Source organism: Bradyrhizobium sp. Arg816 (assembly GCF_029989365.1).
Lineage (GTDB): Bacteria > Pseudomonadota > Alphaproteobacteria > Rhizobiales > Xanthobacteraceae > Bradyrhizobium.
The window spans coordinates 48,686-61,522 of sequence record NZ_JAPRAQ010000030.1 but is presented as its reverse complement, the minus strand read 5'-3'; the positions used below and the strand labels follow the sequence as shown (position 1 = coordinate 61,522).

Here is a 12,837-nt window from a genome sequence, read left to right as displayed (position 1 = left end):
TTCGCTGGAGCGTGTCGCGTGCGCATGTATCGTCTGATCATGGCGATTCGCCCCGACGCTCTCCCGACCGATCCGACGGCTCTGACTGAGATGGTGCTCGCGCTTGACGCCGAGAACGAGAAGCTGCGCGTGGCGATGCAGACGCTCAAGGAGCTGATCTTCGGGAAGCGCTCGGAGCGGCTTGCCGCGCTCGTGGCCGAGCAGCTCGCGCTTGATCTCGACGATCTTGAGACCGGCGTCACGCCACCTGCCGCTGCCAACGACGACGTGCCTGCAGCGAAGCCGCCCGGCAAGGTGCGCAAGAAGGCGCGCCGCAACATCGGCGCGCTGCCCAGGCATCTGCCGCGCTGTGAGCAGGTGCTGGAGCCGGAGGCGACCGCGTGCCCGTGCTGCCAGGGTCGGCTTCACAAGATCGGCGAGGACGTCAGCGAGGTGCTGGACGTGATCCCGGCGATTCTGCGCGTGCTGCGGACAATTCGTCCCAAGTACGGCTGCCGAAGCTGCACCGACGGCGTGGTGCAGGCGAAGGTGCTGCCGCGCCTCATTGAGAGCGGCATGGCGTCGACGGCTCTCGTGGCCCACGTGGTGGTCTCGAAGTTCGCCTGGTATCTGCCGCTGTACCGGCAGGTGCAGATCTTGGCCAGCCAGGGCATCCAGCTCGACCGCGCGACGCTCGCCGGCTGGGTGAAGCGTACCGCCTGGTGGCTCAAAAGCCTCTATGAGCTTCAGCTGAGGACAATCCAGAGCGCGCCGCGCGTGTTCTGCGACGAGACGCCGATGCCGGTGCTCGACCCCGGACGACATCGCACCCGCATCTGCCAGTTCTGGGCGCATGCCATCGATGACCGACCATGGGGCGGGCCCTCGCCGCCGGCGGTTGCCTACGTGTTCGCGGCCGGCCGCGGCACGGAGCAGATCGCCGGACAATTGACGGACTTTTCCGGCATTCTGCAGGTGGATGGCTATGCCGCCTACAAGGCGCTCGCCCGCAATCATGGCGGCGAGATCCAGCTCGCCTTTTGTCTTGCTCATGCCCGACGTAAGTTCGTCGAGGTGTTCAAGACGACGCAGTCGCCGTTCGCGCGCGAGGTAATCGAACGCCTGCAGGCGGTCTATGCGATCGAGGCCGAGATCCGCGGCTCGAGCGCCGAGCAGCGGCTCGCTGTCCGCCGCGCCAGGACCGCTCCGTTGATGGAGGCACTCAAGGCACGATTGACCACAATGGTTGGCCAGCTCTTCTCCCAGTCGAAGCTCGCAGAGGCCATCAACTACTCGCTCAATCACTATGCCGGACTGACGCTGTTCCTCAACGACGGCCGCGTCGAGGTCGACAGCAATACGGTCGAGCGTTCCATGCGCCCAATTGCTCTTGGAAGACGCAACTCATTGTTCAGCGGCAACGAAGGCGGCGCCGAGAGCTGGGCGATCCTGAGCTCGATTCTCAATACCGCAAAGCTGCAAGAGCTCGATCCGCAGGCCTATCTCACCGATGTGCTGGAGCGCATCGTTTCCGGGGGAACCAGAAGCCATCAGCTGCACGAACTGCTCGCCTGGAACTGGAAGGCGGAGCACCGGCGAGCCGCATGAGCCCGCGTCGCCGCAAAGCTTCGTCGTCAATGGCGGCAGCCGCGATGCCGCTTGAAGAGCTCGAGCGATGGCTCCAGGCTCGCGTCGACCGGCAGCCCGCCGCCACCAGCCTTCCCATGCTCGACGGCTACGTCGCCGCGATCGTGGCCGGACCGGTGTCGATGAGCCCGCTCGACTGGATCTGCCCGCTGCTCGCCATCGATGCCGATGCGTTCAATCACGGCGACACGCCGGAGTTCGCGGCGATCTCCGCCGTCGCATTGCGCCATAACGAGATCAGCCAGACCCTTTCGACCGCGCCGAACCAGTTCGCGCCAATGCACCGGCGTGAAGCCAATGGCGATGTCGACGCGCGTCCCTGGTGCCAGGGGTTCTACGCCGCGATGCGGCTCAGGCTACCGGCGTGGGCGCCGTTGCTGGACGCCAGCAACGTCAATCACCGCCTGCTGCGACCCATCCTGCGGCACTGTCGCGACGATCAAGGCCGTCCGCTGCTCGGGCCGCCACGAAACAGCCCCGACACCCACCGTAACGCCTGCGCCGATATTCCAGCAGCTGTGGAGGCGCTGCGCCAGTACTGGATGCCGATCCGCTACCCGCGCGCCCGCTGATCACCCGGACGTGGGAGCTCATACCGGTTACGGTTGATGTCCGCTTCTGCCCGTAAGCGCCGAACCGGGTCCGAGCCAGAAGCATTGCGTTTGGCCGGAGCCAAACTCCCAAACTCGGGGCTCGATCATGCGCTACGAAGTGGCCGACTATGAATGGACTGCCATAAGACCGATGCTGCCGAACAAGCCGCGTGGCGTTCCTCGGGTGAACGACCGACGCGTCCTCAATGGCATCTTTTGGATCCTCCGATCAGGAGCACTCTGGCGTGATCTGCCGGCGGCGTTTGGCCCATACACAATCGGTTCGTCCGGTGGCGGCGAGCTGGTGTCTGGAGCCGCATCATAGACGCACTTGTCGCTGCCCATGATGCCAGTGTCCAGGTAGTCGACACGTCTATTGTCCGCGTACATCAACATGAGGCCTGTATCACAAGGAACCAGCGCCAATCGATGGGAAAGTCCCGCGGCGGCTTGACGAGCAAAATCCACGCGGTGGTCGATAGCAATTGTCTGCCGGTGCGACTGGCGTTGAGCTCAGGCGCAGGCGAACGACGTACGACTTGCCGGAAGACTTTGTCTCTCGTCTGAAGCCCGGGTCAATGCTGCGTGCCGACCGGGGCTATGACGCCGACAGGATCAGGGAGCTTGCCATGAGGAAGGGAGCGTGGGCCAACATCCCGCCGAAAAGCACCGCAGCGATCCGGTCTGCTTTAGCCCGTACCTCTACCGCGCTCGCAACCACGTCGAACGGTTCTTCAACAGGATCAAGCAATGCCGTCGGGTGGCGACGCGCTACGACAGGCTTGCAGGAAACTACCTTGCCTTCGTCCAACTCGCATCTATCCGCCTATGGCTGGCCGCGCGTTATTAGTCCGCGCCTTAGTTCGGCTTGTGCGGTCTGCTCACGTATATCCTGGTGCTACTGTGTGCCCGCAGTCCGCCGGCACTCGATGTGATTGCGACCTTAGTGGGCTGGGGGAGACGTGAGACGTTTGGCGTTAGGCTGAGATTTTTCTGTCCGCCAGCCAATGCGCAACCTGGTGCAGTTTAGTACGGCAGTGCCAGCGCTCGCATGAAAGGTCGCCGATGTCGCGAGGCCTAAGTGCCGCAGCGGGATCTCTCCTAGACAATCGTGACCGCGGCAAGGGCCAACATCACGTCCTGATTGATGCCGAAATGGAGGCGATAGAGCCACCAGATTGCGCAGCACCGGTCGAAATCGGAGAGTGCCCGCGCGCGCTTTAATGCTGCGACCCGCGCTATTGGTTTCATGACACGTCTCATCTGGGAACCTGAACGTCTCGGGACCAGTGCTCCAAATTTGGTGCGTTTTTGGTCGGTGACGGTCCGCTGTCGCGCGCATGCGCCTGCAACGGATTGGGAGCTGAGATTCATGTTTGCCATGGCATGCGTCTCTCGAAGCCTATTGGGAACACCCATATGTGCATCCGACCTGTCCGTAACCTTACGATGCCAGTATTGCCTCCCCAACACCCGGATCTGGTAGTGACAATTGACAGCACTCTTATGCTACTGCGCGCGTTAATTCGCAGCCCCGATCCTGGCGCATCGAACCGATAGCGTTGGCTGCACCTCGGGAAACGGGGTAGGCTCTGGCGGCGCGAGTTCGGCGCCATGTGAAATCGTCTCTATTCATCGATGGCCCGTTGACGATCCTGAGCTTTATTCGCGCCTGATGACCCCGCCCCCGGCGACGGGCCGTTATTTGGAGGCGGTGATCCACTTCGACTTCCTGCCGCTGTGGGGATGCGGTCAACCAATGTGTATTCGTCATTGGCCGGCCGACCACCTAACCGATTGGACACGCGATATAGCCAAGTTATACGGCAAAGCTGCCCCGCCCATAACACTGGTCCGGTTACAGTCGACACCACGTCACGCAGCCTGATGCGGCCTTCACGAATCTTGAGGCCAAGCGAATGCGAATTTGGCGCGCACACCCGCTCTCTGAGGACGATCCTTCAACTGAACAGACTACCAATGCATTATCATGCTGTGCGCACACGCATGCTCTAGGACCAATTTTCTGGTCCCGGTGAGCGGGTTTGTTGAACTCTGTACTTGCGCCGCCTATACTTCATTCCAGGCTTGGGAGCGATCGGTTTCATTTTTGGCTGCGTGTGCTGATGGGGCGGTCAGCGGCCGTCAGTGAGCATAGTCCGCAATCGGCCACGACAGCTGCGGTTCGTTTGTGAATTGCCGCACGGGTTTCGTCAGCTTTTGGAAAGCTAGCGTGGGTACAGAGCCGCCGGGGTTAGCGACGCGTGGTAGAGACAGCGTCATTACCAGAATGGGACCGCGCCGAGTCACGTTCCTGCTAACCTCAATCTGCAGCGCAGGCGCGGCAGGGACAGCGCCGATCCAGTCCCAACCGACCGGCGCCGAGTCGCGCCCGCGCTAGTGCCAGCGTTGATGCCGAATGGGGCAAGGCTGGTGCTAAGGTTAGCGGCGCGTGGCAGGGACAGCGCTTTTCCAGGGATTGAGCGCCGAGTCACGTCGCCGTTAATCCTTGACGTCACTGGCACGCTAGGGACAGCGCCTTCGAAGGCTTGCCCGCTCCTACAGTTAGGTGCCCTGCGGTACCTTTCGGCAATACCAACACCGCGAGGGGCTTGCCCCTCACGGGAGCAAAGGTGGCCAGCGACACAGAGGCTTGCGGCATCGGCCAGGAACAGGGCTTTAAGGGCTTCACTAGCCGATCGCCGAGCCACCCGCTAGTTTCGCTCACATAGCGGCTAGCAGGAGCAGAATCGGATTCTTTCCATGGCGCCAGTCGCGTCTGTGCTGCTCTCCGTGTTCTGAACAACTCTTTCCTGACACCCTCGTCGCTCCTGGCACGCTGGGCAACATCGAAGTCTCTCAGCTGAGTAATCTAAAGGATATGCCAGCCCGCGACGTTCGAATGGACTGGACAACGCCCAAGCCGAAAATCTCTCAGCTAGTCTCAACGGCACGCCGAATCCGAATTCGTTCCGGCTCATACATCATGGGTAACGATCCGCGTGGCCATCTGTTCGACTTCAAAGTGGAGGATCCAATTCGCGACGCTCGCCGCTTGCCCTCGCGCTATCGCCTGCCCCTTCCAAGTCGACGCTGCGAGACTTTGCTCTCTGGACGCCACTCTTGTGCAGTCAATGGCTGCTGCCAAAGTAGGTTACGATTTGCCGCACCGCGTTTGCTCTGAACTGGTCGTTATACTTGATAACCCGACCGGCTCGCGTTCCTTGAGCCTCAGTTAAGAGAGTTCGCCGGCGTGCCTCTTGAGCGGACGGGAGCGCCTAAAATTCCGTATCATGGCTGGTGGCGCCGTGCGGAACGTCCACAAAGATTTTGTACCGGTATCTGAGTCGAGAGAATGAACAAGGTTAGGGTCCCTGAAACGTGCCGTCTGAGCGGATCCAGGGATACAGACCACAATAACCTTGGTTGAACGGCTGTCGCTGCGATCGCGATCGTCTGCGCCGGCTCATTTCATCGGAGCTGCAACTCCATTTCGATGAATGGAGGAGCATCGCCTCGCTCAGTCAGCATCTTTGCTTGCCTTAAGCCGTGGATGTCGCGCGACCAGCCGGTCGGCGCGCCTGCGTGCTTCCACTCGACATAGGTCGGATCGCTGTCTGGGGCGTTCGTGCAAGTTGGGCAGCGGAATCGAACCGCTGCCGAGGTGACAGTTCGGGTGAGCTTCGGCCAGCGCCGGGAAAACCGTAAGCGCTAAGCGAAAACCCTTGCTTCAGGATCTGGATAGCTGTGCGAAGAAGCCTCCGGGTTGGACGGAGGTTTGGGATGGAATTGGACAGCAAAAAGGATGTCCATTTGGACGGCTCATCGATACGGCCGGTTAGCCGGCTGGAGGTCCTTGAAGGGCCGTCGGGCCGCCGTGTGCGTTCGGAGGCTGAGAGAGCTCGGATTGTCGCCGAGAGTCTGTTACCGGGTGCCCAGGTGTCCGAGGTGGCGCGCAAGCACGGAGCGACGCGCTGGCAGATCTACGATTGGCGGCGGCGATTTCGACAGCGAGGCATGTTGCCGCCGTGCGAGGCGTCGGAGCCGACATTCGCGCCGCTAGTCGTGGAAGGCGCGTTGGAGGAGCGTCAGGTTCCGGCGATCAAGCTTGAGATCGCGATCGGCGATGTCGTGCTGCGGACGGACACAGCCATAGATGGCGAGCAGCTATCCCGGGTGATCCGCGCAGTGCGGGCGTCACGATGATCGCAGCCAGTGCCAATCTGAAGATTTACATCGCGACGCGGCCGATCGACTTCCGCTGTGGCCACGATGGGCTTGCGGCGAAGGTGCAGGAGATGCTTCGTCTCGACCCGTTCAGCGGCGCAGCCTTCGTGTTTCGATCGAAACGAGCGGACCGGATCAAGATTTTGGTCTGGGATAGAACGGGCCTGGTATTGGTGCACAAGCGTCTCGAAGGTTGCAAGTTCGTTTGGCCAACGATCGGAGACGGCGTGATGCGGATATCGCCGGCGATGTTCGCAGCCCTGTTCGAGGGGCTGGATTGGAGGTTGGTCCGCCCGGAAGAAGCACGGCGTCCCCAGGCGGCTGGCTAACTGCGGCAGAATGACTCGGAAGTTATTTTGAACGTGGCACGCGCGGCGGCGATGTGCTCGAAATAGCGTATGAGCATCGCGGCGTTGCGCGACGAAAATGAACAACTGAAAGCGCTTTTGGCGCAAACGCAGGCGGCCTTGAGCGAGCATCAGGGGGCGCTGGCGGCGTCGGAGGAAGCGCGGCGTCGGCTGGAGGTCATCCTCGGCGAATTGCGCCGCGAAAAGTTCGGCGCGAAGTCCGAGAAGCTGCGGCCAGATCAGTATCACTTACCGCTGGAAGACGTGGAGATCGCGCAAGGCATCCTGGACGCGGCGCAGGAGAGAGCCGAGGCTGTGATCAAGGGCCGATCGCGGAGCGTTCCGGATCAAGCTTCTCATCGCAATCGCGGCTGCTTGCCTGCCCATTTGCCGCGGGTGGAACGGATCATCGAGCCTGCGAGCACGCTCTGTCAGTGCGGTTGCGGCGCCATGACGAAGATCGGCGAGGACGTCAGCAAACGCCTGGACGTGATTCCGGCGCAATGGCGCGTGTTGGTCACGCGCCGCCCGAAATACATCTGTCGCCGCTGCTCGGGCCCTGTCGTGCAGGCGTACGCACCGGAGCATGTCGTGCCTGGTGGACTACCGACCGAAGCGGCGATTGCGCACGTGATTGTCTCCAAGTTTGGCGACCATACGCCGTTTTACCGTCAGGCCGAGATCTATGCGCGCCAGGGGATCCGGCTTGATCGGGCGACACTGGGCAATTGGTCCGGCCGCGCCTGCTTCCATCTCCAACCCGTTGCCGACCACATGCGCCGCCATCTGGCCGCGGCGGATCGTCTGTTCATGGACGAAACTACGGCGCCGGTGCTCGATCCCGGGCGTGGCCAAACGAAGAAGGGCTACTTCTAGGCGACCGTCTCCGACGACCGCGGCCATAGCGGCCCAAGTCCGCCGATCGTGCTGTTCCGATATGCCCCCGGCCGCAGCGGCGCCTTCGCTGAGCAGTTCCTGGACGGCTTTAACGGACGCTTCCTGCAATGCGATGCCTATGACGGTTATGACCGGCTGACCGAAGTCGCTCGACCGCAAGGGCCGTGGACGCTCGTGCATTGCTGGAGCCATTTGCGCCGGCGCTTCGTCAAATTGGCCCGCAACAGCAAATCGCCGATCGCCGAGGCCGCCGTCCGGCAGATCGCACAGCTTTACGCCATCGAAGCCATGGTACGTGGTTCATCGCCGGACACCAGGCTGGCCGTGCGCAAGGAGCACTCGCTGCCCATCGCCGCCGCGTTGAAGCCGTGGTTCGAGAAACAGCTGTCGATGATCTCCAGCGGCTCGAAGCTCGCCGAGGACATCCGCTATGCGCTCAATCATTGGCAGGGCCTGACCCGCTTCCTCGAAGACGGGCGTCTCGAACTCGACACAAACCCCGTCGAGAACGCCATCCGGCCAGTCTGCTTGACCAGGAAAAACGCGCTCTTCGCCGGTCATGAAGTCGGCGCGGAAAACTGGGCCTTGCTTGCCTCGATCGTCGCTACCTGCAAGCTCAACGACGTCAACCCGGCTGCCTACATCACCGAAACACTCGAGGCGATCATCGACGGCCATCCCCATAGCAGCATCGAAGACCTCATGCCGTGGCGATTCCGCAAAACGTCAAGTCAGCCTCAATAGGGTCGCGGCTAAGCGCTTACGGAAAACCTGTGCCGCCACGAATTGAAAGACGGTCGACATACCGGCGCATGTGCGGGCCGCTCCAGTAGCGTCCGGGAAAGGCGATACGGTGGCTCGCATACCATCCAATCCGGTGATGTTTTTAGGTAGGTTATAGCCAGTGGTTTGATGACCGTCGAAATGGCTGCTTTCGCGCATGAGAGCTCGTGCGCTTGTGGCTTACAATGTGCGCCGGATCCGCGTCCAGCGCGGTATTCCGCAGGAGCAATTGGCTTACGATGCAGGAGTTGATCGCTCCTACATGAGCGGACTTGAGCGCCAACAAGCGAACCCGACAGTCGATCTTCTTGATCGCCTTGCCAAGACGCTCGGCGTAGCTGTCTCCGAACTGTTTGTTCGGCCATCCAAGGGCGCCCCGCCACCTGCAACCTTACCTAAAGGCCGCAAGCCGAAGCCCGCACGCGGCAAAAGGACTTAACCCCTGACAGACACCATCTGAGACACTGATGTCGTGCGCTCCGGGCGCAGGTATCGCGTCATACGAGGGTTTTATGCGTGGCGGACGCTGATACGCAGCGATCCGGCCATGGGCATCGAATATTGTGATGGACTTTGATTCTGGCGCCGGAGCAGACAATGGCGGCTCGAGACGATGAAGTGCCTCTAAATGCCATCCGCGCTTTTGTGACCGTTGCCCGCGAAGGCAGCGTCACGCGCGCGGCCACCACTTTGGGGACAACGCAAAGTTCGGTGAGCCGTTATTTGGCTGTACTGCGGGATTATCTGGGGGCTGACCTCATCGAGCGGCGTGGACGGCGCAGCGATTTGACCGAGTTCGGAAGGCTATTCGCAAACGCAGTGTCTGAACCGCTCGAAACCGTCAGTTTCACGGCGAAGAGAATGCGACGCCGCGCAGGCGCAGGAACGAATCGGATCGTGGTCCGCACGTCACTATCGACCTTTTCTTTCTCTATCCTTATTCCAAATTTGCAGGCTTTCTCTTCTGAAGCGGGTGGCGTTATCGTGGACATCATCAGCTCGCTGGCGCACCCGACATCTTCGGATGATTTCGATATTTTGATTACACGGGATCTTTCCGTCATCGAACCCGCCGACAGTTGGGAGATTTACAAAGAGGAACTGGTGTGCGTCGGCCCGCCAAATCTGGTCGGAGGCCGAGAGCTCTCGATCGTTCGCACAACCCCGATACTGAACATCACATCCCGCCCCGACATCCTGCCGACATGGCTGAGAGCCATGAATCTGTCTTCGAGCGACATACGAGTGGGCGCCCGGTATGATCATAATTATCTTGCGCTGCCGGCAGTCATGACGGGAAAATGCCTTCTTGTCGCGCCGGAAATCATCGTCGGAGATCTAGTCAGAGGGGGCGCTTTGCAAATCATCCCTGGCACCCGCACTCCAAGTGGCATGCAATATCGCGCTTATGCCGTAGATCGCAGCGCGCACCCCGAGATCGCACGTTCGTTTTGCCGATGGCTGGCTCGTCTTTGCAAGAAGGTCGTACTTGCGCAGGCTGCCTGAGGTCTAGCGGTGCCTCAATCCGGTGCAGGGAGGAATCAATGTTCAGGTCGAGGGCGCCTCAACTTAAGAAAACCATTCACGCATAATCCGCAAAGCCTACGGAGATAGCGCCCCCTCTGTTGCAGCAAAGACGCCAACAATGAGAGAGCGGAGCGCAAAGACTTTATCCTATCCGCCCCCCATCGTGACAGTCAGCAGAAGAATTGGCTGGCAGAACGGAAGGTAGGCCATTTATCGCGCCGCAACCCACTACTTGTCATCCCTGCCCCTGCGTTTGTCGAGCAATGCTCGCCAGCGTAGGCGCATGAGGCGCTGCCCCAGCTTAACAAGTCGAATGGTTCGGCTGCGCAAATCGTCTGTTTTCCAGGCGCGCTCGGCAATACGATGACTTCCAAACAGGCCTTGCGCGATTTGGCGATAGCTATTTCCTTCCTGCCATCCATCCACTGCGCGCAACGCCAGGATCAGCCGACGCCGCTTCAAAGCAGGCAAAGCAAGTGGCGGCTCTCCGAGCGCCCGACGCTGAAGGGCAAGCCAAAATCGACGTGCGGCCCCCAGGCGAAGCTCGAAATCGGCATCGAGCGGCAGATCAACGACGACAGCATATCCGCTCGCCGGAAGCTCTCCTAGCCAAAGGCGATGCTTCGTGCCCCCGAGCGGCACGATCGCATGCCATCCATCCGGCGCACGGCGAAGCTCGCCGCCCGCCAGATTGTCGAAATCGAGCTGATAACTTTTGGGCGCAATGCGGTTGGCCGCCCGCACAGCCAGTACGGTCGGCAGCACCTCAGGCGCCCAAAAGACTGCTTGCTTGTCGAAAGTCTTTTGCGGATCAGCAGGAAAACGAGAGCCCCCACTTGCGTCGGAACTCGCCCGCCGCCGCGCTTGAACGTTCGCGGCGAGATAACCGCTTATAATCCTCTTGGTAGTCGTGATCCCGGCGCAGCCACTCCCAGGCCAGGTCGGCAGCATCTGCCGTCTTCAGGCCGCTGTACGCTTCCCCAGATCTCCAGTCAGTATCCGCCATCGCACCTTTCCCGCTCAATTTTCAGACGCGGCGGAATGCAGCCGATGATTGTGGCGCTTTCCGGCTGCTTGCTTACCGTGTGCGCGTCTTCCACGCAACTAATCGATGGAACAATCAACTTTTGCGATTGCGACGATTGCGACGACCTCGACATCCGCTCTGATCATTGTTTTGGCCAACCGCTACGTAGCAGATCACGATAGCCCTTGCCCGCGAGCCACTTGGCCCGCGTCAGATGACTTTCGAACGTGCGTCGCGCTCGATCCGGTTCAACGGTCGGGTCAAGCCCAAGCACGATCCGCGCAATTTCACGCCAATCTGCCTTGTCAGCGTCGGCATCAAGAAGTCGCATGTAGGCAACAGCGTGCTCCTTGTCATACGACGTGAGCTCGTCGACGCTGGGCGCCAATTCTGCGATCTTCGGCTCGGCTGGCACTGCTTGAAACTCCTACCCAGCTGAAAACTCTACCGAAATCAGAGCAACGATAACTAATTTCTGGTCGCTTTGGTACCTACCCAATGGTCGCACGCCAATCTCCTTTCGCGCCAAGACGGCAATCGCTATCAGCTCGCATTGGCCTGTTGGCTCCATGCTGCGCTTTCCCTTTTTCATCGCAGTCCATACTGGAAGCGATGGCACATGCGCCCCGCAACTAGGTTGTCCTTGCTGTTCCCGGCGGAAGGGCATGGTGGTTCGTGGTCACCGGCCTGATCGCACTTGTGAAAGGCAACAACCAGAACCAGCCAACTGGAGAATATTCGTTTCCCTTTCGAGCTCTAGTTGACCATTCGTCCTATCCAGTCGTGGTGCGCGGAAAACAGCGCAGGTACCTCTGACGTGGTGCCTTCTCTGCTGCTAGTCGCAAGCTATCGCCCCGCCAGAACGCTTGCGATGGTCAACCAGAAGACGGCGCGCGCTACTGGGGTCACCACCTCACCGTTGCCTGATTTCTCGAAGCAATTGGGGAGGACAGCCATCGCTGGGTGCGAGCTTATTGTAATAGTCTGGCTATAACCAGTGGTTTCATAGTCATCGGAATGGCTGCCTCTGCGCATGAACGCTCGTGCGCTTGTGGCCTGGAATGTGCGCCGGATCCGCGTAGAGCGCGGCATTCCGCAAGACCAGTTGGCCTATGATGCCGGGATCGACCGCTCATACATGGGGCGCATTGAGCAGAAGAAAGAGAACCCGACTATTGATCTACTGGAACGCATCGCCGCGGCTTTGGGTATTCACTTGTCCGAATTATTCACACAGCCGGCTAAAGGTGCAATGCCCCCCAGGCCGATGTCCAGAGGGCGCAAGCCGGCACGGCTTGGCCGAAACAAGACGTAATTATGCGAGCCGCTTTTCGGCTAACGCTTGGGCGGAATCGAGCCGGAGCGGCCCATGTGCTTCATCGATCTACAGCCGACGCTTCCGATCTCCTGCTCCAGCCGATGTACTCCCAGCAGGGTTCCGCTTAGCGCAGCCTCGGAGCGGCCTGTTATAAGGCGGAGCATCTTCGAAACAAGGGCTTGCGCCGCTCGCGTAATCCTGCCGAGGGACGCTTGAAACGGAGGTTCTCTAAGAGTCCGTTTAGAGCTTTGGTCGGTTTGTCGGCTAGGGTTCGGGTGATCGCAATGGACCCAACTGAAAGACTTCCGCAAGGGCATGGAGGGACTTGCTACCGTGGTGCGCAAGAGCCTGGGAGCAGATACGTCCTCCAGAGCTGTCGGTCGGAGGATCAAGCTGGTGCACGGCTCGAGGACGGGACCTTTCCGCTGGCCGAAGATCGGCGAGTTGCGATGCGCTTGGCGCAATTTGGGGGCTCTTGGAAGGCTCGATTGA

10 protein-coding genes and 2 pseudogenes are annotated in these 12,837 nt (G+C 60.5%); 9 read left to right on the top strand and 3 right to left on the bottom strand.

The window, feature by feature from the left end:
• Positions 1–39: 39 nt before the first annotated feature.
• The 8 genes and pseudogenes from tnpC (OWC48_RS40370) to OWC48_RS40335 all read left to right on the top strand — a co-directional run bounded on the left by tnpC (OWC48_RS40370) (position 40) and on the right by OWC48_RS40335 (position 9,979).
• Complete coding sequence (gene tnpC / locus OWC48_RS40370) at positions 40–1,587, top strand: IS66 family transposase (protein ID WP_282525021.1); 1,548 nt, start codon at positions 40–42, stop codon at positions 1,585–1,587.
• Positions 1,584–2,198 (top strand): UPF0149 family protein, encoded by a 615-nt coding sequence (locus OWC48_RS40365; RefSeq protein ID WP_282524995.1) that lies wholly within the window; start codon positions 1,584–1,586, stop codon positions 2,196–2,198. The genes tnpC (OWC48_RS40370) and OWC48_RS40365 overlap by 4 nt, the downstream gene beginning before the upstream one ends.
• A 127-nt stretch (positions 2,199–2,325) precedes the next feature.
• A pseudogene (locus tag OWC48_RS40360) lies at positions 2,326–3,069 on the top strand (IS5 family transposase).
• 2,933 nt (positions 3,070–6,002) lie between these two features.
• Positions 6,003–6,425, top strand: a complete 423-nt coding sequence (tnpA, locus tag OWC48_RS40355) for an IS66-like element accessory protein TnpA (protein WP_282524994.1) — start codon at positions 6,003–6,005, stop codon at positions 6,423–6,425.
• A complete protein-coding gene (gene tnpB, locus OWC48_RS40350; RefSeq protein ID WP_282524993.1) occupies positions 6,422–6,775 on the top strand; it encodes an IS66 family insertion sequence element accessory protein TnpB in 354 nt (117 codons plus the stop codon). Before tnpA ends, tnpB begins: the two co-directional genes overlap by 4 nt.
• Positions 6,776–6,844: 69 nt before the next feature.
• Positions 6,845–8,434, top strand: a pseudogene (tnpC, locus tag OWC48_RS40345) (IS66 family transposase).
• Positions 8,435–8,630: 196 nt separating this feature from the next.
• Complete coding sequence (locus OWC48_RS40340) at positions 8,631–8,912, top strand: helix-turn-helix domain-containing protein (protein WP_282524992.1); 282 nt, start codon at positions 8,631–8,633, stop codon at positions 8,910–8,912.
• A 158-nt stretch (positions 8,913–9,070) separates the two neighbouring features.
• Positions 9,071–9,979, top strand: a complete 909-nt coding sequence (locus OWC48_RS40335) for a LysR family transcriptional regulator (RefSeq protein ID WP_282524991.1) — start codon at positions 9,071–9,073, stop codon at positions 9,977–9,979.
• A 249-nt stretch (positions 9,980–10,228) separates the two neighbouring features.
• On the opposite strand, the gene OWC48_RS40330 is transcribed toward OWC48_RS40335, so the two are convergent.
• From OWC48_RS40330 to OWC48_RS40320, 3 genes are all read right to left on the bottom strand, one after another.
• Complete coding sequence (locus tag OWC48_RS40330) at positions 10,229–10,765, bottom strand: DUF2285 domain-containing protein (protein WP_282524990.1); 537 nt, start codon at positions 10,763–10,765, stop codon at positions 10,229–10,231.
• 46 nt (positions 10,766–10,811) lie between these two features.
• Complete coding sequence (locus OWC48_RS40325; protein WP_282524989.1) at positions 10,812–11,006, bottom strand: transcriptional regulator domain-containing protein; 195 nt, start codon at positions 11,004–11,006, stop codon at positions 10,812–10,814.
• A 163-nt stretch (positions 11,007–11,169) separates the two neighbouring features.
• Positions 11,170–11,442 (bottom strand): DNA -binding domain-containing protein, encoded by a 273-nt coding sequence (locus OWC48_RS40320; protein ID WP_282524988.1) that lies wholly within the window; start codon positions 11,440–11,442, stop codon positions 11,170–11,172.
• Between the two features lie 618 nt (positions 11,443–12,060).
• Here OWC48_RS40320 and OWC48_RS40315 point away from each other — a divergent pair.
• Positions 12,061–12,342, top strand: a complete 282-nt coding sequence (locus OWC48_RS40315; RefSeq protein WP_282524987.1) for a helix-turn-helix domain-containing protein — start codon at positions 12,061–12,063, stop codon at positions 12,340–12,342.
• The last annotated feature ends 495 nt before the right edge of the window (positions 12,343–12,837 follow it).